Origin of the sequence: Pseudoalteromonas sp. 31A1 (assembly GCF_011378815.1) — a bacterium.
GTDB lineage: Bacteria > Pseudomonadota > Gammaproteobacteria > Enterobacterales > Alteromonadaceae > Pseudoalteromonas > Pseudoalteromonas arctica.
This window is the reverse complement of sequence record NZ_WTKY01000004.1, coordinates 210,366-235,561: the sequence shown is the minus strand read 5'-3', so window position 1 is coordinate 235,561 and position 25,196 is coordinate 210,366. Positions and strand designations below refer to the sequence as shown.

Annotated in this window: 26 protein-coding genes and 2 tRNA genes; 12 read left to right on the top strand and 16 right to left on the bottom strand. The window is 38.0% G+C overall.

The features are described 5' to 3' along the window. Positions 1-7 precede the first annotated feature (7 nt). From GQR52_RS06455 to GQR52_RS06385, 15 genes are all read right to left on the bottom strand, one after another. Positions 8-1,372, bottom strand: a complete 1,365-nt coding sequence (locus GQR52_RS06455) for a DUF1329 domain-containing protein (protein ID WP_165727871.1) — start codon at positions 1,370-1,372, stop codon at positions 8-10. A 13-nt stretch (positions 1,373-1,385) separates the two neighbouring features. Beyond that, positions 1,386-3,485: a DUF1302 domain-containing protein gene (locus GQR52_RS06450; protein ID WP_165727870.1), complete on the bottom strand. Its 2,100-nt coding sequence runs from the start codon at positions 3,483-3,485 to the stop codon at positions 1,386-1,388. Between the two features lie 252 nt (positions 3,486-3,737). Then, entirely contained in the window at positions 3,738-3,959 is a 222-nt protein-coding gene (locus GQR52_RS06445; protein ID WP_010552655.1) for a DUF2835 family protein, read from the bottom strand. Further along, complete coding sequence (gene pepN, locus GQR52_RS06440; protein ID WP_165727869.1) at positions 3,960-6,554, bottom strand: aminopeptidase N; 2,595 nt, start codon at positions 6,552-6,554, stop codon at positions 3,960-3,962. Positions 6,555-6,601: 47 nt separating this feature from the next. Beyond that, positions 6,602-8,065 (bottom strand): Na+/H+ antiporter NhaC, encoded by a 1,464-nt coding sequence (gene nhaC / locus GQR52_RS06435; RefSeq protein ID WP_007586912.1) that lies wholly within the window; start codon positions 8,063-8,065, stop codon positions 6,602-6,604. A 181-nt stretch (positions 8,066-8,246) separates the two neighbouring features. Beyond that, positions 8,247-10,271: a carboxy terminal-processing peptidase gene (gene prc / locus GQR52_RS06430; protein WP_165727868.1), complete on the bottom strand. Its 2,025-nt coding sequence runs from the start codon at positions 10,269-10,271 to the stop codon at positions 8,247-8,249. A gap of 26 nt (positions 10,272-10,297) precedes the next feature. Further along, positions 10,298-10,948, bottom strand: coding sequence for an RNA chaperone ProQ (proQ, locus tag GQR52_RS06425; protein WP_007586916.1), 651 nt, complete (start codon positions 10,946-10,948; stop codon positions 10,298-10,300). Positions 10,949-10,963: 15 nt separating this feature from the next. Continuing rightward, a complete protein-coding gene (locus GQR52_RS06420) occupies positions 10,964-11,242 on the bottom strand; it encodes a hypothetical protein (protein ID WP_002961910.1) in 279 nt (92 codons plus the stop codon). Next, complete coding sequence (locus tag GQR52_RS06415; protein WP_007586917.1) at positions 11,242-11,700, bottom strand: GAF domain-containing protein; 459 nt, start codon at positions 11,698-11,700, stop codon at positions 11,242-11,244. The genes GQR52_RS06420 and GQR52_RS06415 overlap by 1 nt, the downstream gene beginning before the upstream one ends. Before the next feature lie 128 nt (positions 11,701-11,828). Next, positions 11,829-12,209: a hypothetical protein gene (locus GQR52_RS06410; protein ID WP_007586920.1), complete on the bottom strand. Its 381-nt coding sequence runs from the start codon at positions 12,207-12,209 to the stop codon at positions 11,829-11,831. Between the two features lie 174 nt (positions 12,210-12,383). Continuing rightward, on the bottom strand, positions 12,384-12,629 hold the full coding sequence (locus GQR52_RS06405; protein ID WP_165727867.1) for a hypothetical protein: 246 nt from the start codon (positions 12,627-12,629) through the stop codon (positions 12,384-12,386). A gap of 13 nt (positions 12,630-12,642) precedes the next feature. After that, complete coding sequence (locus GQR52_RS06400) at positions 12,643-13,455, bottom strand: CPBP family intramembrane glutamic endopeptidase (protein ID WP_007586924.1); 813 nt, start codon at positions 13,453-13,455, stop codon at positions 12,643-12,645. Positions 13,456-13,573: 118 nt separating this feature from the next. Next, positions 13,574-14,458 (bottom strand): LytTR family DNA-binding domain-containing protein, encoded by an 885-nt coding sequence (locus GQR52_RS06395; RefSeq protein ID WP_165727866.1) that lies wholly within the window; start codon positions 14,456-14,458, stop codon positions 13,574-13,576. A 382-nt stretch (positions 14,459-14,840) separates the two neighbouring features. Next, positions 14,841-14,931, bottom strand: a tRNA-Ser gene (locus tag GQR52_RS06390). Between the two features lie 83 nt (positions 14,932-15,014). Then, a tRNA-Ser gene (locus tag GQR52_RS06385) sits at positions 15,015-15,105 on the bottom strand. Between the two features lie 251 nt (positions 15,106-15,356). Between GQR52_RS06385 and GQR52_RS06380 the strand changes: the two genes are divergently transcribed. The 7 genes from GQR52_RS06380 to GQR52_RS06350 are packed head-to-tail and all read left to right on the top strand — an operon-like array spanning position 15,357 to position 18,496. Continuing rightward, on the top strand, positions 15,357-16,022 hold the full coding sequence (locus tag GQR52_RS06380) for a Bax inhibitor-1/YccA family protein (RefSeq protein ID WP_007580214.1): 666 nt from the start codon (positions 15,357-15,359) through the stop codon (positions 16,020-16,022). Between the two features lie 55 nt (positions 16,023-16,077). Further along, a complete protein-coding gene (gene tusD, locus GQR52_RS06375; RefSeq protein WP_165727865.1) occupies positions 16,078-16,431 on the top strand; it encodes a sulfurtransferase complex subunit TusD in 354 nt (117 codons plus the stop codon). Beyond that, on the top strand, positions 16,428-16,784 hold the full coding sequence (gene tusC / locus GQR52_RS06370) for a sulfurtransferase complex subunit TusC (RefSeq protein ID WP_007580210.1): 357 nt from the start codon (positions 16,428-16,430) through the stop codon (positions 16,782-16,784). The genes tusD and tusC overlap by 4 nt, the downstream gene beginning before the upstream one ends. Continuing rightward, positions 16,781-17,047, top strand: a complete 267-nt coding sequence (locus GQR52_RS06365; protein ID WP_007580209.1) for a DsrH/TusB family sulfur metabolism protein — start codon at positions 16,781-16,783, stop codon at positions 17,045-17,047. The genes tusC and GQR52_RS06365 overlap by 4 nt, the downstream gene beginning before the upstream one ends. 3 nt (positions 17,048-17,050) lie before the next feature. Continuing rightward, positions 17,051-17,380 (top strand): TusE/DsrC/DsvC family sulfur relay protein, encoded by a 330-nt coding sequence (locus tag GQR52_RS06360; protein ID WP_165727864.1) that lies wholly within the window; start codon positions 17,051-17,053, stop codon positions 17,378-17,380. Continuing rightward, complete coding sequence (locus tag GQR52_RS06355) at positions 17,380-18,066, top strand: pseudouridine synthase (RefSeq protein WP_165727863.1); 687 nt, start codon at positions 17,380-17,382, stop codon at positions 18,064-18,066. Before GQR52_RS06360 ends, GQR52_RS06355 begins: the two co-directional genes overlap by 1 nt. After that, entirely contained in the window at positions 18,059-18,496 is a 438-nt protein-coding gene (locus GQR52_RS06350; protein WP_165727862.1) for an NUDIX hydrolase, read from the top strand. Before GQR52_RS06355 ends, GQR52_RS06350 begins: the two co-directional genes overlap by 8 nt. Positions 18,497-18,546: 50 nt before the next feature. Here the strand turns inward: GQR52_RS06350 and GQR52_RS06345 are convergent, their stop codons facing one another. Next, positions 18,547-19,818, bottom strand: a complete 1,272-nt coding sequence (locus tag GQR52_RS06345; protein ID WP_165727861.1) for a diguanylate cyclase — start codon at positions 19,816-19,818, stop codon at positions 18,547-18,549. 360 nt (positions 19,819-20,178) lie between these two features. Here GQR52_RS06345 and mnmA point away from each other — a divergent pair, with 360 nt between their 5' ends. From mnmA to GQR52_RS06320, 5 genes are all read left to right on the top strand, one after another. Beyond that, entirely contained in the window at positions 20,179-21,279 is a 1,101-nt protein-coding gene (gene mnmA / locus GQR52_RS06340) for a tRNA 2-thiouridine(34) synthase MnmA (protein WP_007580201.1), read from the top strand. Further along, positions 21,279-21,881 carry a high frequency lysogenization protein HflD gene (hflD, locus tag GQR52_RS06335; RefSeq protein WP_165727860.1) on the top strand — a complete coding sequence of 201 codons (603 nt, stop codon included), beginning with the start codon at positions 21,279-21,281 and terminating at the stop codon, positions 21,879-21,881. The genes mnmA and hflD overlap by 1 nt, the downstream gene beginning before the upstream one ends. Before the next feature lie 31 nt (positions 21,882-21,912). Next, entirely contained in the window at positions 21,913-23,283 is a 1,371-nt protein-coding gene (gene purB / locus GQR52_RS06330) for an adenylosuccinate lyase (protein WP_024589170.1), read from the top strand. Positions 23,284-23,371: 88 nt separating this feature from the next. Then, on the top strand, positions 23,372-24,529 hold the full coding sequence (locus GQR52_RS06325) for a cupin domain-containing protein (protein WP_165727859.1): 1,158 nt from the start codon (positions 23,372-23,374) through the stop codon (positions 24,527-24,529). 154 nt (positions 24,530-24,683) lie between these two features. Then, positions 24,684-25,142, top strand: a complete 459-nt coding sequence (locus GQR52_RS06320; protein WP_010552647.1) for a GNAT family N-acetyltransferase — start codon at positions 24,684-24,686, stop codon at positions 25,140-25,142. The last annotated feature ends 54 nt before the right edge of the window (positions 25,143-25,196 follow it).

The window sequence follows — 25,196 nt, the reverse complement described above, 5'->3', positions numbered from 1 at the left end:
TTTAATACTATCTACCTGCGCGACGTAAAGCGCTTGAAGTAAATTCGTTATCGTTAAATGACTGTGAAAAATCGTACATTTTTTCTTGGTTATCTAAACCAATTGCTAAATAACGACGAGAATTCAAATCATGATAAACCTCAAGCGTACTCCACTGTGTAGGTACTTCGTAGTAGTTAAGGCCATAAGCCATTGCTACACGATAAAGTTGGTCGCGGTTATCATAAATATCAGTAACCTGTACTTGCCAGCTATCTTCATCGATGTAAAACACACGTTTTTTATAGATATGACGTGTATCATCTTTTAAGTTAGCTTCAACAACCCAAACACGGTGTTTTTCGTAACGTGTATGTTCTGGGTTAATATGGCCAGGCATTAAAATATCATCGTACTCTAGCTTATCACTATGAAGTTTATAGCTGTTGTAAGGTATATATAACTCTTGCTTGCCTTTTAGTGTCCAGTTGTAACGATTTGGCGAGCCATTAAACATATCAAAATCATCGGTAGTACGCAGGCTATCTGCAGCTGTGCCTGGTGCATCATATGCAACATTAGGTGCACGACGAACACGACGTTGCCCCGAGTTATAAGTCCATGCTTGGCGCGGCGTTAATATTTGATCCATTGTTTCATGAACTAATAATGCAGTACCCGCTAAACGAGCTGGTTCTGTAACGCTTTGTTTAAACTTAAACAAAATATTTGAGTCTTGTAGCTCTGCTGGTGTTGCACTAGGGTCTGAGTACTTAACTAATAACTGCTCATCAAAGCCAACATAGTTATAAGAACCAGATGCAGTTGGTGCAGCTTGACCACCAAAACGCTCAATAGACTGGCCACGGTAACGTAATAAATGATTCCAAATTGCCTCTAAACCCGTTTTAGGAATAGGGAAAGGAATACCAATCGCCGTATTTTTAATACCGTTACCGCCTTCAATTAATTCAGCAGTCGGTGCAAACTTTTTAGTCGCATCATACACAAACTGAGGGTAAGACGCAGAACGGTGAGTTTCATACACAGGCATTTTAAATGTGTCTGGGTATGCTTCAAATAAAGCAATTTGACCCGGACTTAAATTGGCTTTGTACTTTTCAATATTACTTTTATCAATAGTGAAAAGCACTTTATCAGCTGTAAATGGGTCAAGGTGATGCATACCAGCTTCATAACCTGCTGGTGCAGAAGTAATGCCATTATTCCATGCTGGAATAGAGCCATCAGCATTAGCTGCTTTTTCTGCGCCCATTGGCGTTAAGTTTTGACCTAATTGAGCAACTTCATCAGCGTTTAATTTAGCTAAAGCTGCGCTGCTTGCAAACAAGCTACAAAAAGCTGTAGCGATGAGGGTAGGTTTTTTAATCATAATAATGTTACCCCTAAATAGAATATTTTAAGTTAAAAGAAACGTAATCGCGATCTGAGAAAGTATTAATATCGCCGCCGCCCCAAAACGAGTTATAGCTCACATCAAGTGACCACGCATTTTGGTAGTTAAAGTTCATGGTTGCACCCAAAGATTTACGGTCTTCGATAAATAAGAACATAGGGTCTGGTGTATTACCATTTACGTCATGAGAAAATACAAAACGTGGAGAGAAGTTAATACCTTTGTAAAGGTTAAAATAATCACCTTTAGCAATTAAGCGGTAACCCCAAGAAGATGCTGTGGCGAATGATTTTTCTTCAGCGCCATTTGATAAACCAAGTTGCAATGTTGAATAATCAGTAGTACCTGGGCCTGTAATTGTGCCACTACGGCCAGTACCGGATACATTTAAACGCATTTCGTCATATTCTGGCATGTTATGAATTTTTACTGCACCCACTTCACCAACTACAGCCCAACTATCAGCACCTAATGAAGGTCCAAATAAGTGAGTAGCCGTGAATTGAATTTGTGATGTATCACGTTCAATATAGCCTTGAGCAACTTCACCCGCACCAACAGAACTAATATCATCGCCAAAACTCATTTGCGAAATACCTGCAAAATCAGGACGAAGACCTGCAAGAGCTAACTGCTCAGGCATAGCTGTATAAAGTAACTCTACGTCATCAATTTGCAGTGGTTCATCTTGACGAAACGCAAACTCACCCGCAAAGGCTGTTTCACCAATAGTTGTGTTAAAACTTAAACCATATAGTTTAATATCTTCTGGGTAGTCGTTTTCAGCTTTAGAAAAAGCGGTTAAATCAGCAACATTATCTGACGTAATTTCTGTTGTCATGATCATCGCTAAATCTTGAGCAATTGCTGCCTGCGAAAAGTTTGATACACGACCAGATATAAGCGGACGACGACTGTGGTAGTTCACGTGGTATAACGCAATTTCAGTATCATTAAATTCAGGTAAAAATATACCTAAACGTAAACCGTACTGGCCGCCATCTTCAGGTTCTGTTTTACCATTATCCCCTTTGCCTTTTAATGCAACCTTAGTTGGGTAAGCAAGATACATTTGGGCTAATAAAGCGCTTCCTTCAGCACTTGAAGGATCAATACCTTGAGCAGCTGCTGCTAATGCAAAATCAGATGTTAGGTTATTTAAACTATCCGTTAAAAAAGCAACATCAATATCAGGATTAGACGTAAAGCCTAATTGAACATTCTGCTGATAACCATTTTCTGCTGCAAAGTCATTAGTAGAAAAGTATGTACCTGCTGCTGGTAAACGTGTTTCTTGCCATTGATATTGGTAGAAACCTTCAAGCGTAATATTCTCAGTAATTCCGAGCGATGCCCAAAGCATACCGATTGGTATAAATGCTTCTTTTAGCTCAGCGCCAGGTGCTTTTAATCGATCTATATCAACTGGGTTTACGTTAATACCATGAGATATAAGCGTACTTTCACCCCAGTTAACTACTTGCTGGCCTAAACGGACAGATAAAGGGTTATTACCATCATTTAAATCAAAATCGGCCCATACAAACGCGTCTAATAAACGTATGTCGGCACAACTTTGTGCTTTGGTGTCTTTATCGTCACATGGATCAACACCCTGCCCTGATGTAGGATTTGAATATGCATGATTGCCATCCATCAACGCAAAGTCATAAAAATACATGAAGCGAGTGAACAAACCGTAGTTATCTTTATTTATTGAAAGGTCGTGTGTGCCCTTCAATAGTTTTGAGAAGGAGTCACCACTATCAAAATTTAAATTACCCGCATCACCATTGTTTGAGTAAGAGCCCGGTTGTGCCCATACATCTTGTGATGAGTAAATAGTATTACTTAGCGCTGGGTTGTATCCTGTCCAATCAAATGCTGGGTTATTACTTTTGCCAATTAGGTTAAAGTCTCTGTCTTCTACACGAACACTTTGCCCATATGAAAAGGTTGAATCGAAGGTAATATCAAAACCTCCAGCTTCAAATGTTACAGCTTGAGTACTTGCTGCAGATAAACCTAAACTAGCGGCTGCTAAACCTATAGCGATTCTATTTTTAACAAAAAGCGATCTTCTTATCATTTTGGTTCCCCCCTGTCGCGGGTCATTTTGTGTGATCAAGTTATTGTTTTTAGTGTAATCATAACGATAGAAGCGAATCAGTAAAATTACAAATACTCGCTCTAATCTGTCATATACTTCTTATTCTGGTTAACGCTTACGTATTGGTAAGACGTCGTACCAGATAATTTATACACGTAATTTAACAATAGGACAAATTGAAATTAACAAAAATACAATATTTTTATGTATATATAACATAAAAACCGAGTGTCAGGCCACTCGCTCTAGGCGGATGAACTTGTTTTCGGGGGTTAATAAGAGTCTAAAACGGCCACGTACACCCAAGCTCGAAATGAAGGGCCTCAAATGCGTAGCAGCAAAACGAATTGTTTTACCGCCATCCTCTACAACTTGTAAAGAGCTAAAACGGCCATGGTAGTAATCCATGCACTCGTTATAGCTCAATCTTAAGGTAAAATAATACTCAATCATTTATGCGAGCGCTTTTTCAACCTTTTCATACAAGTCAGCACTTAGGCCATCTAAGTTGGCTAAGCGTTGTAATTGCAGCTTCATTGCTTGTGAGCGTACATCATCGTAACGCTTCCACGACATAAACGGTGTTAACATACGAGATGCATTTTGTGGATTAATTGCATTAAGTTTTATTAATAAATCACCTAATAACGCATAGCCTTGAGCATCTGCTCGATGAAATTGTGCTGTATTAAAGTGGCTAAAACTTCCTACAAGTGCACGTACACGGTTAGGATTTGAAAAATCAAAACACGGGTGTTCGTAAAGTGCCTTAATATCATCTATAGCAGTACTGCCTGATTGCATAGCTTGTAGTGCAAACCACTTATCCATGACTAAAACATCATGACGCCACTGACTATCAAAATGACTCAAAAGCTCATCTCTAACAGGGTGTGAAGCTTTTACCACAGCGCTTAAGGCACCAAGTACATTAGTCATATTAGTCGAGCTTGCAGCTTCTTGAATAAAGGTTACAGCTTCTGGACTTTGTGTTTTAGCAAGGTAGTGCAGACATATTTGCTTTAAAGCACGATTCGCAACAGCGCTTGCACTTATACTGCCATCATCTTCAAGAGATTCGTAACAACTAAGCAGCTCATCAGCAAGTTCATCAGCAATTTGTTGCTCAAACTTTTCTGTTATTTCAATAATGTCATCTACAGGTATTACATCAAATTCAGCAGCTAACGTGTCAAAACTCGGCAATTTAAACAGCTCTGCAATTAAAGCTAAATCGCCCTCTTTGGTGTTTATAAGTACACGTAGCGCATTTATAATTTCGCTGCTTAATACGCTATTCGTTGCATCGGTGATTTGAGATTTAATCGCCTTAATGAATAGCTGCTGTTGTGCATCCCAACGTGAAAAATCACTGCGCGCAAAACGCATAATATGCAATAGTTCGGGCTCTGTTGTTTGCTGGTTTAAAATACAAGGTGCAGAAAAGTCTTCTAGCAAAACCGCAACAGGCTTTTCTAAAATATTATCAAAGCTAAATATTTGAGTCGCATTAGTTACATCGAGTACATGATCTAGCTTTTTACCTTTATATTGCAGAGCAATACTTTGTCCATTGGCATCAAGTAGTTCAATAGCAAAAGGTATATGAAGCTTTTTATTCTCTGGCTGATTAGCTGGCGCTGTTTGCTCGATTGTCAAAGTGTATGTATTTGAGCTACTATCAAATTCTTGAATTGCATTTAAACGCGGTGTACCTGATTGGCTGTACCATTGTTTAAATTGCTCTAAATCAACACCTGATGCATCGCTCATCGCACTTACAAAGTCATCACATGTAACTGCTTGCCCATCGTGGCGCTCAAAGTAAAGCGTCATCCCTTTTTGAAAATTAGTTTCACCCAGTAATGTGTGCATCATACGGATAACTTCAGCACCTTTATCGTATACAGTTACTGTATAAAAGTTATTCATTTCAATAACTTTCTCAGGGCGAATTGGGTGAGCCATAGGGCCTGCATCTTCGCTAAACTGATGCGTACGCATAACTTTGACCGCATCAATTCGGTTAAGTGCACGAGAGCCTAAATCACTACTGAACTCTTGGTCTCTAAATACAGTTAACCCTTCTTTTAGCGATAACTGAAACCAATCTCTACAAGTAACTCGGTTACCTGTCCAGTTATGAAAGTACTCATGCCCTACAATGGATTCAATCGTATGGTAGTCTTTATCTGTGGCTGTTTCTTGATTAGCTAATACGCATTTACTGTTAAAAACGTTTAGCCCTTTATTTTCCATCGCGCCCATGTTGAAAAAATCGACGGCTACAATCATATAAATATCAAGGTCATACTCTAAATTAAAGCGTTCTTCATCCCACTGCATTGCCTTTTTGAGTGAGGCAATAGCATGGGGTGTTTTAGATAAATTACCTTTATCAACAAACAATGCTAATTCTACATCTTTGCCGCTTTTAGTCGTGTACGTATCTTTTAAAACATCAAAATCGCCCGCTACAAGTGCAAATAAATAGCTCGGCTTTTTAAATGGGTCTTGCCACTTCACAAAATGACGACCATCTTGTGTTTCACCACTGTCTACTTGATTACCATTAGAAAGAAGTTGTAGATACTTTTTATCGGCAATAATAGTTACATCAAACGTGGCAAGTACATCAGGGCGATCCATGTAATAGGTGATCTTTCTAAAACCCTGCGCTTCACACTGTGTACAATACGCACCGCCAGATAAATACAAACCCTCTAAAGAAGTATTCGTCTCAGGCGATATCTCGGTCACAATACTTAATTGACAACTATCCGGTAGGTTATTAATTATTAGCTGCTCGCCAATAATTTCATAATCAGTTATATCAACCGTATCAATAGATAAAGACAGTAAGCGTAAATCAATACCATCAAGCACTAAAGGTGCTTTTTTATCACCAACACGCGTAAGCGTTAGCAAAGAGCTTACTTTGGTTGATAATGGCTGTAAGTCAAAGGTTAGCTCTGTGTGGTCAATTAAAAAATCAGGAGCTTTATAGTCTTTAAGATATTGTGCTTGAGGTTTACTTGATTCAGTCATAGATACTCCAAAACAGCTCCTTTTAAGTTAAAAGGAGCTGTTTAAAATTAGGCGGATTGTTTTGGCTTAATACGTAAAATTTTAATGCCCAAGTAGGCATAAACCACCGCTAAAACAGGGTTAATTAAGTTAAAGAAAGCGTAGAGTGCATAATCAAAAGGATTTATTAGTAAAACGCTTTGCATATATGCGCCACACGTGTTCCATGGAATTAGTGGGCTGGTAATTGTACCGCCATCTTCCAATGTACGAGATAAGTTAACAGGCTTCAAACCACGTTTTTCATATTCATCTTTAAACATACGACCAGGTACAACAATTGCAATATATTGATCGGCCGCTATCACGTTAGTACCAATACACGTTGCTATTGTTGCCGCAATTAACGATCCCGTACTTTTAGCTATTTTAAGTATGCTTTTAACAAAAATATCCAAAAGGCCTGTTTTTTCCATAATGGCACCAAACATCAGTGCAGTCATAATAAGCCATGTGGTTGTAAGCATTCCAGACATACCGCCACCACTGAGTAGGGAGTCCATTTTGTCATCGCCTGTACTTATGCTAAAACCATCAAAAAACGTCGTCCAAACAAGCTTAAAATAGCCAACTAACTGCCCTTGAGAAACATCAATTTGACTAGCAATTAAATCAGATTGAAACAACATGGCCCAAACAGCGCCCACAACAGCACCGATAGAGATAGCAGGAAAGGCTGGCATTTTTTTAATCGCTAAAACTAAAAGTACAATTAGCGGGATTAGCATTTCAAAACCAATATTAAAGTTTTGCTGTAAAATAGCCGTTATTTCATCAATGCGCCCCGCTTCGCTTGAAGCAGTTGCGTTAAAGCCCATGAATATAAATATAATCAGCGCAATTACAAAACTTGGTACTGTCGTCCACAGCATATGTTGAATATGCTCAAATAAATCAGCGCCTACAACTGCTGGCGCTAAATTGGTTGTTTCAGACAGCGGGCTTAACTTATCACCAAAGTACGCGCCAGATATAACAGCGCCTGCTGTAACTGTTTGTTCAAGTCCAAGACCCGTTGCAACGCCTAATAAAGCAACACCTATCGTAGCGGCAGTAGTCCAAGAACTACCTATACTCATAGCTACAATGCCACAAATTAAACAACTCGCTGCATAAAACCAACTTGGGTTTATAACTTGCAAGCCATAATAAATTAAAGTTGGTACAGTTCCAGAAAGTAGCCAAGTGCCAATTAACGCACCTACCATAAGTAAAATTAGGATAGCGCCAAGTGAAAGCGTTATACCTTCGATCATAGCTTGTTCTAATTTTTTCCATGTATAACCGTTTTTAAGCCCAATTAAAGCCGCTGCAAAAGTAGCAAATAAAAGTGCAATTTGGTTAGGGCCTGATGAAGAGTTATCACCAAATAAGTAAACGGCAGCACCAAGTAAACAAATTAATACAGAGATAGGAATTAATGCATCAAAAAACGAGGCGGGCTTGATTGGTTTGTCATCCAATAGCTTCAAAGTAGAGACTCCTAGACACACTTACTGTGTGTTTAATTATTATTTTTAGCACGTAAAGCGCATTAATTGAGCATGATTGTTCTAGCTCAACTTTATGTAATCAAATATTATAACAATTTAGTAAATTTTAGGTAGTAAAAAAGGCGCTAATGCGCCTTTTTTATAGAGGTAAAACCAGTTGTTACTTCTTAGCTATACGACCATAATTAATATAATCTTGAGTAATTAATGCAGCTTCTTCCAAAAATGGGTCAAGCTCTTCAATTACTTCAGGTAAATCGTCTAAGTTTTCTACCGGATCTTTACCTAAACGCTTAAGACGCTCGTTAGTACGTACAAGTGCACGTGCTTCACCTTCATCTTTTTCTTTAATACGGTCTGCTTCAACTAAAGAGATAGTTTTACGGTCTTTCTCTTCGTTGTATAAGGTAATGTCATTAAATACATAACCAAATTCTGGTTCTGATTTAATTCGTACTTCGTGTTGTTTCTCAAGGTACGTAATAATAGGTGTTAAATTACCTAATTTTTTGTATTTCGCTTTAACAATGCTGTCCCAAGGAAGTGCATTATCTTGCTTACTTTCGCCCCACTCTGCAGGATCAATTGCTGATGGAAACGAAATATCAGGGATCACACCTTTATGTTGCGTACTACCACCGTTAATACGATAAAACTTAGCAATCGTATACTGTACGCTACCCAGCGCATTATCGTATAAATCGTAAGCGCGGCCTAAGCCTTTGTGCTGCTGTACAGTACCTTTACCAAAAGTCTGCTCGCCAATAATAACCGCACGGCCGTAATCTTGCATAGCTGCTGCAAATATTTCAGAAGCAGAGGCACTGTAACGGTCAACTAAAACAGTTAAAGGACCATTGTAATAAGTTATACCATCGCGATCTTTTTGCTCTTCAATACGGTTATTTAAGGTATGAATTTGAACAACTGGACCTTGGTCAAAAAACAAACCAGACAGTTGTGTTGCTTCATATAAAGAACCACCACCATTTTGGCGTAAGTCGATAATAATACCATCAACTTTTTCTTCTTTAAGCTTAGCCAGCTCAACTTTTACATCTTTCGAAAGATTATTGTAAAAGCCTGGAATTTCAATCACGCCAACTTTACTTGTTAAATCAGAGTATTTTGCTTCAAATACTTCTGATTTAGCCGCTCTATCTTCAAGTCGAATTTTATCACGCGTGATTTCAACAACTTTAGGTGCGCCGTGAGCGTCAACACCTTTTAAATACTGTAGACGTACTTTAGTCCCTTTAGGACCTTTAATTAAATCAACTACGTCATCTAAACGCCAGCCAATTACGTCTACAAATTCTTCGCCATCTTGGGCAACACCAATAATGCGGTCATCAGCTTTAATTTGATCTGTTTTATCTGCAGGGCCTCCCGGCACTAAGCTGCGAATAACAGTGTAGTCTTCATCTGGGCTTAGTACGGCACCAATGCCCTCAAGCTCTAAGTCCATATCCATTTTGAATTGCTCTGCACGACGTGGCGATAAATAAGACGTATGCGCCTCAATACTACGTGCTAGCGAATTCATAACAATTTGAAAAGCATCTTCTGAATTAGATTGTACTAAACGTTTTTCTGCATTTTTATAGCGTTTGGTCAGCACTTCTTTAATGCCTTCCCAATCTTTACCCGTCATTTTTAAACGCAGTGCGTCGTACTTTACACGCTCACGCCAAATTTCATCAAGCTCAGCTTGTGACAAAGGCCATGCTGAATCTTCACGGTCAAAAAAGTATTCATCTTCTTTATCAAACGTCATTTCTTTTTCAAGTAAAGTAAGTGAATACTCGTAACGTTCAAAACGGCGTTTAAGACTTAAGTTAAAAATATCAAACGTAAAGTCTAATTTACCGGTAGTAATAGCGTTATCAAAGTCATCACGATATTGCTCAAAAGAAGCAATATCGCTGGCTAAGAAAACGCTTTTATTAAAATCAAGGGATTCGATATAACGATCGTACACTTTACTAGAAAGCTCATCGTTAAATCGAACCGGTGTATAGTGTGAACGAGCAAATAAGCTAGCCACTCGTTTGCTAGCAGTACCATGTTGACTCTCTTGCTTAAGCTGGGGTAAATCGTCAATTGTAACGGCTTCTACAGCAGCAAATAATGAACCTGAAAACAGGGCAGCAACTAACGGAATGAGCGTAAACTTTTTACTCATACACAACTCCTTAATTTATTTACAACTTAAACGATGTATAAGCTGTCAGCTTTGGTTTTAACTTGCATACCAGTCACTAATTCAACATGAACGTCATCTTTGTTCACTTCAGTGATTACTGCATTTACAAGTGCTTGGCCAAGTTTAACCTTAACCTTATTATTAACCTTGACCTCAGTTGCTGGTAAAGGTTCAATTTTTCCTGAACGTTTAACTGGCGCTGCTTTAGCAGGTTTGTTAGCTGCAGGTGCGTTTTTATCGCCTGCTTTGCTAGCATGAGCTGGTTTTTTCTTGAAAGATTTAGAATCAGAATCTTGGCGAGGACGCTGTTGTTTTTTGCGTTTTGCCATTTTAGCACGGCTTTCTTCCAATGCTTTTTGTGCATGGTCGATATGCTCTTGCTCAACTTTTTCACCTTGATTACCATCAAGATCAATACGAAACTCTGACTTTGTCACAGCTTCTAAATAACGCCAATTAGACGTGTATTTTCTAAGCGCTTGACGAACTTGAGTCTTACTTACTTTTTCAGACCCTTCAATACGCTCAGCAATATCTTTAAAAATACCTACTTTAAGCGGCTTGATGCCATCTTTTTGTTTAAAACATTGTGGGAATTCTTGATATAAAAATTCCAACACTTCATTAATATCTTTTAGCTTGTTTGTGGTTTCCATTTTAGAACCTATTTTTCACATCTTTTCATCAAGGGACGAATCGACGTAGTGTGTTACCCAGTCGACCAACTCTTCGAAATCGGCTTCTATTACAGCCATATCACCCCGAAGGTGTTCCCAAATACCATTAATTGTTTCATCAATAAATTCACATTCTGAATCATCTGGAAGACGATCCCATGCAATATGAATTAAATCATTGAGCGTTTCCGCTACATGCTCTTCTTCGCCTTCCCAGTCGCCAACATCTTGCACAGCAAATAGGTAGTCTTGAACATTTAGCAAATCTTTCATTACAGGCTCGCCTCTAAGCATTTCACTAATGCTTCAAGGCCAGCTTTATCATCAGCATCAAATCGGCCAATACTTGGACTATCAATGTCTAGTACTGCGAATACTTTACCATGTTTCATGATAGGTACAACCACTTCAGAGTTAGACGCTGCATCGCAGGCTATATGCCCGTCAAAAGCGTGAACATCTTCAATTAATTGTGTTTCAGCGGTTGCCGCAGCTGTTCCACATACCCCTTTCCCAACGGGAATACGGATGCATGCAGGATTACCTTGAAACGGACCAAGTACTAATTCAGTAGGAGAATCCATAAAGTAAAAGCCCGCCCAATTTACATCTTCTAAAGAGGTAAATAACAGCGCGCTTATGTTTGCCAAATTGGCAATTACATTAGATTCACCAGCTATCAGCGATTCAGTTTGCTTAACTAATGACTGGTAAAAATCGTGCTTTTGCATACCAAACTACTTCTTATTAAACATACAGTAGCTAAAGGTACTCTTTGTCGTGAAAAATTGGAACCTTTTGGAGGTAAAAAAAAGGAAATCACACCGTTTATCAGCGTGCTTGGTTAATAATGCTACGATTATTTTTTTACCGATTTGCGAAGACCAAATAAAAACAGTCCGGCTGCAAATGCTGACATAACACTATTAATCAAAAATATCTCGCCAGTTGAGGCACTTAATAAGTAACTAAATATAGCGCCACCTAACAAACCAAGCGTTAATACACCTGAATAATTAACTTTAGAATACTTAAACATTAGTAAATACCCTGGCACAACAAAGGCCGCCATCGTTAAGCCTACAATATGTGCATTTGAGATAGCAGTCATCAATAGTTGAAAAAATACGGATAAGAAATCACCCTGTAGCGTTAGTGCATAATACAATCCTAACAAGCTACCAATAATTACCGGGGACAATAATGAAAGCGCGACACTTTTTGCGAGTTGATGTTTCATCTAATAATCCTTAATACAGAGTATAAATTTTAATGTATTAAGCATGCACCAAGATCTAAAGCTTAGAAATAGAGACTATGGTCGTAATTTATGATTAAAAATAAACCTTATTGCAGTATGAGCCTATTAATAAATTAATAGGCTCATACGTTTGGGTCATACTTATCAAAGTGCTTATAACTGAGCTATTTTATTTGATAACTCAAAGTGGCGAGATGTTACTATTTCCTCTAGCACTGCCAATCTTTTGTTCAACATCGCTGTTTGTTCCTCTAATTTTGTTATCTTATTATTACTCAGTCCTTTAAATTTTGCTTGCGCTGCCATTATTGTAGTTTTATAGGTGAAATAACGTTTAGTAATAGTAAGAATCACAAAGGGTGAGCTAAATATAGTTATTACAATAAATAGTTCTAGCATGGTCGTTTCCCAATCAATTTAAGTTAGCTTGTTGCGTATAAAGGCCACTTTTAGTGCATTGAAATAATTTTGATAATGTAACTTCGCGCTGCTTTCCTCGTCGAATTAGCATCTCAACATACACAATACTTAACACAATGGCTGTTGCTTTAAACAAGTTACCTTGTAGATCACCTACTGCGCCACCCGACATACCAAATATTCCGTAAGCTGCATTCATAAAAATATGCATCCACATAGGAAACCAAATACGATAACCACATTCACAATATAGCCACGCAAACCATGTACCTGCTACAGTAGTGATCGCAACCGCCATCAATGCAGAAATCGCATCATTACCTTGATAAATATGACCCAGGCCAAATATTACTGAACTAATTAATGCCGCAGGCACAAAGCCCCATCTACAATATTTAAATAAAACACCAAACAATGCAGCCCTAAAAATTAGCTCTTCAAAAAAACCCGCATAAACTGAGCCGGTGATTATTGCTGGTATTGATAGGTTAAGTTCATCACTCAAAAATCCATAACCTATTGCCATAGGAGCACAACAAATAATTGCTGCGAGTGCATAGTTAATAAAACCAGAAGAATTAAGCCCTATAGATTCAAAAGGCTCACTTTGTTTAAACAAAATAATAGCCGCAATAACTAACGGTCCATATAAAAAAGTATATTTAGCGGGGGTAAATAAAATGCCAGTTAGATTATCAAGTTCAGACAACCAGCTAGACCAACCTTCTCCCCAAAACTGCCTCATTACATAGTGGCAAAATACAAATATAGAAATTATTACAAGTGCCTTGATAGCGTATTTCATATCTACTTTCCTCGTTAAGTTGTAAATTTCAACTTAATCTTGGCAATAGTAAAAATACAAAGCGACTTATTAGGTCTCAATTACAAGACGAGGTATAAAGCCCATGTTTTAGGGGGGATTAACATGTTTTTGGGATTAATGACAAAGCATCTTTTATTACTTTTACATAAGAACGAGACACCGGTATTTTAATATCAATTGTATGCAGCGATAATTGCAACCCTCCAGCATTACCACTGTAGTGCTGAATGTTTTGCAGGTTGACCGCATAAGAACGGTGGCATCGTAATATAATTGTATTTTCTGGAAGCTGCTTTAATAAACCGCTAAGAGATACACGTAATAGTTTACGTGAAGTTGAAGCTCCTTCCAGTATTGTTATTTCACAATAGTTGTCTGAAGATTTAATAAATAAAATATGGTGATGAGCCGTGTTAATTTCGTCGTTTTTATTATCGCCTTTAAGAGTAATTGTCTTTAATTCAACTTCTCTCAACTGCTCTTGATCGACGCTAACTGTACTTGGCTTAGTTAAATCTATTACATGCCTATTTACCACAAGTAAAAAAATAAGAGGAAATACACCAATACAAAAAATATACCCTACAAAAAGTAATTGATTCTGCCAATGCCAAGACCCAAGTACAGCAACCACAAAATACCCATGATTGAATAACGCAGTAATTAAAATATATGTGACAGGAATAATAATTAAACGGCTTAATTTACTTAGCTTAAACTTAAGTAACACTATTTCTATGAAACCTGACAATAGCAAAGCACAAAAGGTTACTAACCCATAGCCAAAAAGCCGCAGAAACTTGTAAGACTCGGTATCGCTTGAAGTGCCAAAAGGTTGAAATACAAAAAGTACAAAAAGCGCTATAAACGAAAACATGACGGCACGATATACAACTAACTTTCTCGAATCTAGATCATCTTTGAGCCACAACATCCTATTTTGCATACCTTTAATCCACCAATGTTTAAAAATAGCACACATTAATATGTGCATTCCAACTCATTTAAAATTTTTTGTGATGGTAGTTTTATTAAAAACAAAAAAAGGAAGAGAACATCAACGTTATTTAACAGCAGAAGGTGGTGTGTGAGCAATTCTATCTGCTTTTAAGATTTTACTAATGAGAGATAAAACATGTAATACCAATTCGCTTAATTAAGTGGTCTATTTTGAGGGCGGAAAAACGTGTTGATAGCTAGGCAAAAAATCCGCTATTAGTTGTTCTAAATGAGAATTTTTTAATGCAGGGAGCGACACGTTTAGCCCCGCAAAATGATTAAGTATTATTACGGATTGGTATAAGTGCACTGATTTTGTTCCAAACACAAAAAAGCCCGCTAAATTAGCGGGCTATTTTGTTATATGGTGGAGAGATAGGGATTTGAACCCTAGATGGGCTATAAACCCATGCCGGTTTTCAAGACCGGTGCATTCGACCACTCTGCCATCTCTCCGATACTGCTAAGTTAAAAGTAAGAGTGTACTAATAACTATTTAAATGAATGATACTTTAATTACCACACACTTATTAAATAAGTGGTGGAGAGATAGGGATTTGAACCCTAGATGGGCTATAAACCCATGCCGGTTTTCAAGACCGGTGCATTCGACCACTCTGCCATCTCTCCGCACGGCCTGCATAATAGGGAAAACCACCCCTTTTGTGAAGCTTTTTTTTTAATTAATTGTTTAAGTGCTTAAAAAACAATTAATTTGTCTAAAGTTAGAACAAAGTGTTTTTAATTTAGCCGTCAATACTCTTTTATTTAAATATTTAACTCTATTGTTCTACAAAGGTTTGCCCAAACATATAAGAGTTGGTAATCTAATTTTAGTTAAATTATCGAAACACACACGTTTCACTTAAAGGAGCTCTACAATGGCGTTTAATCAATCGTACAATACCGCGAAACCGGTAATGTCTACCATTGAAACAAACAAGGTACTTAAAAACACCTACTTTTTACTAGCTATGACACTTGCTTTCAGTGCTGTTACAGCCGGTATTTCAATGGCACTACAATTACCTTACTTTATGGGAATTGTGTTTACACTTGTTTCGTTCGGTTTATTATTTGTTGTAAATAAAAAAGCAGATACAGCATCTGGTGTATTTTGGGTGTTTGCTTTCACAGGTTTAATGGGGGCTGGCTTAGGTCCATTACTTAACCATTATGCTGCAATGCCTAATGGCCCAATGCTTATTATGCAAGCGTTAGGTTCTACGGCGCTTATCTTTTTTGGTTTATCTGCTTATGCACTGAACACTAAAAAAGACTTCTCATTTATGGGTGGCTTTTTAACGGTTGGCTTAATAGTTGTGATTGTAGCTAGCATTGTTAATATTTTTGTTGGCAGTTCGCTGATGTTTATGGTGCTTAATGCTGCAGTTGTATTGATCATGTCTGGTTTGATTTTATTCGATACAAGCCGAATCATTAATGGCGGCGAAACCAACTACATTCGCGCAACAGTGTCTTTATACCTAAGCGTATATAACTTATTTACGTCTTTACTTGCTCTACTTGGCGCAAGTGATGACTAATTAAATAGTTCTGTTAAAATAGCCCCTTAATTGGGGCTTTTTTATTGGAATTGTTTTGTCACGTTTTGTTCTTTCATTACATACACCACCATCCGATCACGATACCACGCAAAGATTAGTTAAGTTTGCGAATGCATGTTTAGCCCAAGGGCACACCATTGATGCTATTTTTTTATACCAGCAAGGTATTTATCATGCATCTACCCACTTTGATTTATCCTCAGACGAACTACAAATTTCAGCACTTTGGCAGCAACTCGCTGATCAAAAACTAAATTTAATGCTGTGTGTTACCGCCGCTGAAAAACGCGGGTTAGATATTAAAAACACAGGTGTATTTGCAGTCGCAGGGCTAGCTGAATTTGCAATGCTTGCAAGCGACGCTGATAAATGGGTGCAATTTAAATGATAAACGTATTAGTAATGAGTCAGTGCAGTCCATTTGACGATTTAAATATTCGTGATGCACTTGATATGACATTGATATTTGCTGCCGTTGACCAAAATGTGAGTTGGTTGTTTAGCGGCCCCGCCGTTTTGGCTTTAAAAAAGCATCAACAACCAAACAATATTGGATTAAAAGATTTTTTTAAAAACATTAAAACACTCGAAATTTATGATGTTGAAAACATCTACGTGTGTGAAAAGTCATTGCTTGATTATGGTTTAAATAAACATGATTTGCTCATAGAGGCAAAAGCACTCAACTTTAGCCAACAACAAACATTAATTAAAGCGCAGCAACATGTGGTGAATTTATGAGTACATTACATATTTTTTCTAAGCCGCTTAACTATTATTCGGCAAATCAGCTAGAGAACTTAATTTTATCAGACGATAACGTGCTACTTGTTGGTGATGCCTGCTTTGCAAAAAAACAATTTAGGCAATTTGCAGATACACTGTTAATACTTGAACAAGACGCGCAAGTACGTGCAATAAAATTAACAGATAACGATAAAGCCATTAGCTATGAAGACTTTGTAGCACTCACTTTATCAACTAATCAATCAATTACGTGGTAACTCATGCTTGAATTTAACAACCAACAGATTGAAACCGACAAACAAGGCTACTTGCTTGATCATACTTTGTGGTCAAAGGAGCTTGCACCTGTAATTGCTATCCAAGAAAACATTACACTTAGTGAACAACACTGGGAAGTCATTAACTTTGTTCGTGATTTTTACATTGAGTATAACACCAGCCCAGCCATTAGAATGCTTGTAAAAGCAATGGCTAAAGCACTCGGTGAAGACAAAGGAAACAGCCTTTATTTGTATAAATTATTTCCTAAAGGCCCTGCTAAGCAAGCAACAAAAATCGCCGGATTACCAAAACCAGCTAGGTGCATATAATGAGATCTAAATCAGGCAATAATCAAGTAACTGAATCCAAGCCAAAAAGAAGTACAGGGCGCACTTATTCACGCAGTGCACTTAACAAAACACCTTCTGGTAAAAGAGAAATAAAGCCACAAATAGCATCTAAAGACAGAAAAATTGTATTATTCAACAAACCATTTGATGTGCTATGCCAATTTACAGATGACGCCGACAGACAAACGCTTGCAGAGTTTATCCCTATTAAAGAAGTTTACGCAGCAGGAAGATTAGACAGAGACAGTGAAGGTTTATTGCTTTTAACAAACTGCGGTAAATTACAAAACACCTTAACTGCACCTGATAAAAAAACCAATAAAACCTACTGGGCACAAGTTGAAGGTGAACCAACAAGTGAATCAATTAACGATTTATGCAATGGCGTAAAACTTAAAGACGGGCTAACACTCCCTGCTAACGTTAAAATAATAGATGAGCCTACAATTTGGGCGCGTAATCCCCCTGTACGCGAGCGAAAAGCAATCCCAACTACGTGGCTAAGTATCACCATTAACGAAGGTAAAAATAGACAAGTTCGTCGAATGACCGCACATATTGGCCACCCTACACTTCGCCTTATTCGCTATAGCATTGGCAACTATACGTTAGATGATATTAATTGTGGTGAATACAAAGTAATTAAGGGTGTAGTTGATGCATAAACCGCATGTCACGGTTGCAGCAATAGTAAAAAAGCAAAATGAGTTTTTGCTCGTCAAAGAGCGCGATAAATTTACACAGCAGGTTTGCTACAATCAACCTGCTGGTCATTTAGAACAAAACGAAACTCTTGCACAAGCCGCAAGCAGAGAATTACTTGAAGAAACAGGCTTAGCGCTTGAGCCAGTCGGCTTTTTAGGTGTGTATAATTTGCATGCCGAAAATGGAGTACACTATTTACGGTTCTGCTTTTTATTTGAAGCGCTCGATAACATACAAACTCCAGTGCCAATAGATACCGATATAATCAGCGCCAATTGGTATACGTTTGAGCAAATCAAGTCATTACCGCTTAGAAGTCCCCTGGTAATAAAATGCATTAACGACAGTCTAATGCGCCCAATGTTGAGCCTTGAAACTATTTACAACTAGTCGCTATCAAAGCTTGTTTTAATTTATGCGATAAACATAACTGTAAATAATTAAACCGAACTTAACGCTATGCAATTCCGCCCTTGTTTTTTAGCATAATACAGGGCACTGTCGGCTGCTTTCACAAAGCTGACTTTATCGTCCGTTGTATAGTCGTTTATTGTATTAATTCCCATACTGATAGACAAAAAACCAGTGAAACTATCTTCATGCGCAATAGCTAAGTTCTCTACCGCCTTTTGTATTTGCTCAGCTATAAACAAAGCACCTTGCCTATCTGTTTGGGGTAATAAAACGACAAACTCTTCTCCACCATAACGAGCAACAAAATCTTCTGGTCGACTTACCGTAGAAGCAATTTTTTGAGCTACGTCATATAAGCAGGTATCACCAGCAACATGTCCATATCGGTCATTGAACTGTTTAAAATGATCAATATCGATAATAATCATCGACAGCACGCCCTCACAGTCCTTTGCACGCTCAAACTCATGCGTAAGCTTGTCTTCAAATCGTCGTCTATTCGCAATTTTGGTTAGTGCATCCAAAAAAGCCATATCTCTAAGTATATCTTCAGCTTCTAAACGCTCTGTCGCATCATTAAAAACCGCCAAAAATTCCTCTCCAATATCAATCCCTGATATTTCCATCATCACTTGTGAACCATCACGACAAGACACTCGATAGTTATTTGCGGGTATGTCGTTATTATTATTCAGCGCCTTTTCAAGTGAGTCTTGCCACAGGTCTTTTACAAGTGCTCTGTATTGCGGATCTGGATACGCTTTATCCCACCACGACTTCAGGTTAGGAACATCTTCTACTGTATAACCGAATACGTCGACAAACCGTTGATTTACTCTTAAAATATCTCCTGTTTTAGCGCATACGTTACATACTGGCATAGGGAGAACAGTGAATAACTTTGCATAATGGCTTATCTCGTGTTTGCGCATCGGATTAAGTGTACTTTGAGATAAGTAACTCATTGGCATATCATTTTTTTCAATACTAAGCTTTTCATTCATTTCTAAAGCAAAATACCATTCAAGCCACCAGTGCTCTACATGTTCAAGTACTTTTAATTCAACATTCTTTTTAGCGGTTGAACGTTTAATTAAACTAAATAGCTCATGTACATAATTAGGCTCTTGAAAAATATGAGGGTTCTTGAGTTTTATTAACTCGTAAAAAAGGTGATAGGCTGACTTTTTAAACTCTGTCGTTTTACTGGAGAGTAATTCACTATCCACAAAATCAGATTCGTTTGTGTAGTGTTCAACTAAAGAATTTATCTTGTTTATTTGATAGGCGTAATTCATATATTCATTCCATTGACTATATATCAAGCGACTTAAAGTGGTTTACATTCATATACTCACCACTATATTTATTTTATTAAGTGTATATTTACTCTAGTAGTTTTAAAAGGAAATACTATTAATAAAACTTAATAACTACATGAATTAGTCTATAGCCCTAATTCATTAGTTCAGATCACTTAAATTTCACTGAAGCTTCAGCTCAATAACGCGTTTAAGTCTAGTTTGCTATTTGTTATATAAATAAAATACTGACTAATTCCTCTCTTTGCGCCCTTAGTCTCTTTAAGCACAAACAAAATACATGCTATAATCGCGGCCTTTCCAAGTTAACAGCAATCTGTATAAGCGAAATTATTCATGAGCGAAAATAGTCACATTAAAGTCATCGTTGGTATGTCCGGCGGTGTTGATTCTTCTGTATCTGCATATTTATTACAACAACAGGGCTACCAAGTAGAAGGCCTGTTTATGAAGAACTGGGAAGAAGATGACAATGATGAATACTGTGCTGCCGCTGATGATTTAAAAGATGCGCAAGCAGTGTGCGACAAATTAGGCATTGAGCTTCACACTGTTAACTTTGCAGCAGAATACTGGGACAACGTATTTGAGTACTTTTTAGCAGAGTACAAAGCAGGCCGTACACCTAACCCAGATATAATGTGTAACAAAGAAATTAAATTTAAAGCTTTTTTAGAATTTGCAGCTCAAGCGCTAGGCGCAGACTTTATTGCAACGGGTCACTATGTTCGCCGTGAGCTTCGCGATGACAAATACGTAATGTGTCGCGGGCTTGATAACAATAAAGATCAAAGCTACTTCTTATATACTCTAAGCCATGAACATATTGGCCAAACGTTATTCCCTGTAGGTGATATCGAAAAACCTGAAGTACGCCGCATAGCTGAAGAGCAAGACCTAATCACTCACGATAAAAAAGATAGCACTGGCATCTGCTTTATTGGTGAGCGTAAATTTAAAGACTTTTTACAAAAGTTCTTACCTGCACAGCCAGGTGTTATCGAAGACACAGACGGTAATAACGTAGGTGAGCACGAAGGCTTAATGTACCATACGCTTGGCCAACGCAAAGGCTTGTTAATTGGTGGTATGAAAGAAGGTTCTGGTGAGCCATGGTACGTAGTAGATAAAGACCTTGAGCGAAATGTACTTATTGTGGGCCAAGGTAAAGATCACCCTCGCCTATACAGCAACGGTCTTAACGCAAACCAACTTCACTGGGTAGACCGTATTGGCCCTAAAGGCACAACTCGCTGCACAGTAAAAACGCGTTACCGCCAAGAAGACTTAAGCTGTACCCTACTTGTAGGTGAAGACGGCATGGCCCGCGTATTGTTCGACGAGCCACAAAAAGCAGTGACGCCTGGTCAATCTGCCGTATTTTACGCAGAAGATATCTGTTTAGGTGGCGGTATTATTGATTCGGTGATTAAGTAATGAATGAACACCAAGTCATGGCGCTTGCCGCCATGTGCCAGGCTGCTAAACAAGTTCAAAAAATTGCCCAATATGGCAACAATAACGAACATGATTTAGAAATATTACTTTCAAGTATTATTCAAACATCTCCGGCATCGCCAGAAGATGTTTACCAAGGTACTGACAACTTACGTGATGGTTACAAAACATTAATGGCGCAGCTAACCGCAGGCGCTCAAAAAGATGTTGAAATTGTAAAGTACGTAGGTGGTTTAATGCAGCTTGAGCGAGCACTAAGTGCAAACGACAAAAGCTTAAACGAATTAGGTAAACGAATTGATGATATTCATCGTCGTTTAGACCACTTTGCTATTACCGACGAGAGCGTTGTTGCCGGTTTAGCAGATATATACTCGTCGGTGCTGAGCCCCCTTGGGCACCGAATACAGGTTTATGGCAAACCCGAGTTATTAAAACAGCAACTCACTCAAAATAAAATCCGTGCGTTATTACTCGCCGGCATTAGAAGTGCAGTATTATGGCGACAAATGGGCGGTAAACGCCGTCACTTTTTCTTTACAAAAAGAAAAATACTCGCCATTGCTAAAACAAAAATTTAACTATCGTTCAAACTAAAATTTAGGAGTTATTATGGAGCTTTCAGCGTTAACGGCTATCTCTCCAGTGGATGGTCGCTACGGCAGCAAAACCACTGAACTACGCAGTATTTTCAGCGAATTTGGCTTAATCAAATACCGCGTAATTGTTGAAGTGCGTTGGTTGCAAGCGTTAGCTGCAGCAAGCGATATTAAAGAAGTACCTGCATTTAGCGAAGAAGCTAATGCACTTCTAAACGCCATTGTAGATAACTTCAGTGAAGCTGATGCACAACGCGTTAAAGATATAGAACGCACTACAAATCACGATGTTAAAGCGGTTGAATACCTACTAAAAGAAAAAGTAGCCGATAACAGTGAGCTTCATGCAATAAACGAATTTATTCACTTTGCTTGTACTTCAGAAGATATTAACAATCTATCTCATGGTTTAATGCTAAGCGAAGCGCGTAAAAATGTTTTACTTCCTTATTGCGATGAACTTTTAAGCGCAATTAAAGCTAAAGCAATTGAATACAAAACAATCCCAATGATGACTCGTACGCACGGACAACCTGCTACACCATCAACTATGGGTAAAGAGTTTGCTAACGTATATATGCGCTTAAAGCGTCAACGCGGGCAAATTGCACAAGTAGAGATGCTAGGTAAAGTTAATGGTGCTGTTGGTAACTACAACGCTCACCTTAGCGCATACCCAGATTACGACTGGCATACACATGCAGATAAATTTGTATCAAGTTTAGGCTTAACACTAAACCCATTTACTACACAAATTGAACCGCATGACTATATTGCAGAATTATTTGACGCAATTGCACGTTTTAACACTATATTGTTAGATTTCGACCGTGACATGTGGGGTTACATTGCCCTTAATCACTTTAAGCAAAAAACAATTGCTGGCGAAATTGGCTCATCAACAATGCCACATAAAGTTAACCCAATTGATTTTGAAAACTCAGAAGGCAACTTAGGCTTAGCAAATGCTATTTTTGCTCATCTTGCACAAAAATTACCCGTTTCTCGCTGGCAGCGTGACCTTACTGATTCAACGGTATTACGTAACCTAGGTGTAGGTATGGGTTATGCAATTATTGCATACCAATCAACACTTAAAGGTGTAAGCAAGCTTGAAGTAAACGAGCAACGTTTAGCTGACGAGCTTGATCAAAACTGGGAATTGCTAGCCGAGCCGATTCAAACAGTTATGCGTAAATATGGTATTGAAAAGCCATACGAAAAACTTAAAGATTTAACACGCGGTAAACGTGTAAACAAAGAAATAATGGCTGACTTCATCGATGGTTTAGACCTTCCAGAGCACGCTAAAGTAGAAATGAAAAAACTAACACCTGCTAATTACATTGGTCGTGCTGTTGAGTTTATTGATGATTTAGTTTAAAAACTAAATTGCTCTTTTAAAAAGCGAAAGGATCATCCTTTCGCTTTTTTTGTTTTAACCCCATTGCACTAACTAGTAGGCATAATGTATGTATCAATTAAAAATAAATAATTTGTCTGAGCAAGAGTTTTTAAGCCATTTTTGGCAAAAAAAACCGCTTTTAATCAAACAAGGTTTTGCTAATTTTCAAGACCCGCTTGATGCTAATGAACTTGCCGGCCTAGCAATGGAAGAAAGCATAGAGTCACGTATTATCACCAATCATAAAAATGATTGGCAAACGCACCAAGGTCCATTTGAAGACTTTGAGCAGTTAACAGACGATCACTCTACTTTACTCGTGCAAGCAGTTGATCACTGGCATAGCGATGCTGCACAACTGCTAGAACCTTTTAGGTTTATTCCCAACTGGCGCATAGATGATTTAATGATCAGCTATTCAACGCCTAATGGTGGTGTTGGCCCGCATTTAGACCAATACGACGTATTTATTATTCAAGGCGAAGGTAAACGTCATTGGCGTGTAGGCTTACCCGACCCAACACTTAAGCAGTTTGCTCAAAACAAAAAATTACTACAAGTTGAAGCATTTGAAGCCGTAATAGATTGCATATTAGAACCAGGCGATATTTTGTATATTCCACCAGGGTGCCCTCACGAAGGTTACGCTGTAGAAAACGCACTAAATTATTCAGTTGGTTTTAGAGCGCCAAATCAACAAGATTTATTGTCGAGCTTTGCCGATCATATTATTGATACCGAAAGCGGACAAAAACGTTATACCGATCACAACATCACACTAAGAAAATCAAAAGGTGAACTTACAAACCTTGAAGTTGATAAAGTTAAAACACTGATGGCGGCACTTTTAGAAAATGACGATTTATTTAAACAATGGTTAGGCTCAACGCTTAGTCAGCCCAAACATGAAATGGATTTAGCACCAGTAGAACCTCCATTTACACCTGAGCAAATAAGCGATGATTTAAGTGATGAAGAAACTGTGTTTGAGCGTTTAGGTGGCACGCGTGCTATTTATCAGCAGCTCGATACCGAAGTGTTATTAAGTGTAAACGGTGAAAATTACGCTATGCCATTAACTGACTTAGCGGCGGTAAAACTACTTACCGATAATACTGAATTTGAAAGTTCAGCATTAAATTTAACAAACCCAAGTTTAGTTTTTACTCAAACTTTTACTACACTTGTTAATGAGGGGCTTTGGTTTAATATAGACCAAGAGTAATAATACCAATTTTATTAATAATGGTGAGCATTTTGCAGCGTAAAATATTATGTATACAGGTTAGTTAAAAATTTTAATTTTCACCTGATATTGGCTTAAATAATTTTGCTGTGATTGCTTACTCATTTTAATTGGCTATCAATAGGAGTTTGCAATGGGCTATCTGGTTGATAAGGTTGAATGGGATATAAAAAAAGATATGCTACAAAAAATTCGAGAGCGAGTTTTTGTTTACGAGTTACATATCCCCAAGCACATCGAATTTGATAGCCTAGATAAAATTGCATTACATGTACTTGTTACAGACGATGCAAACTGCCCTATTGCAACAGGTCGGCTGTGTACAGATGGCTTAATCGGCAGAATAGCGGTATTACCCGAGCACCGTAATCGCAAAGTATATAAATCGCTTCTTAACTTTATTGTTGAATTAGCTTCCAACCAAGGTATAGAAGAAGTAAGCATTAATTGTATTTTAAATGAGGTAGAGCGTTTTAAGCGAAATGGCTTTATTCAGCAAGGAAATGTTTTTATGGAGGCGGGAATTCCTAGGCAACGTATGCAATGCTCTGTTTCGGCGTTTAATACAACCCCCTTCACACTTGTCCATTAGATAAAGAAAAGGGCAATAAATAAGCTATCACCCTCTACATTGTTACTTAACCCA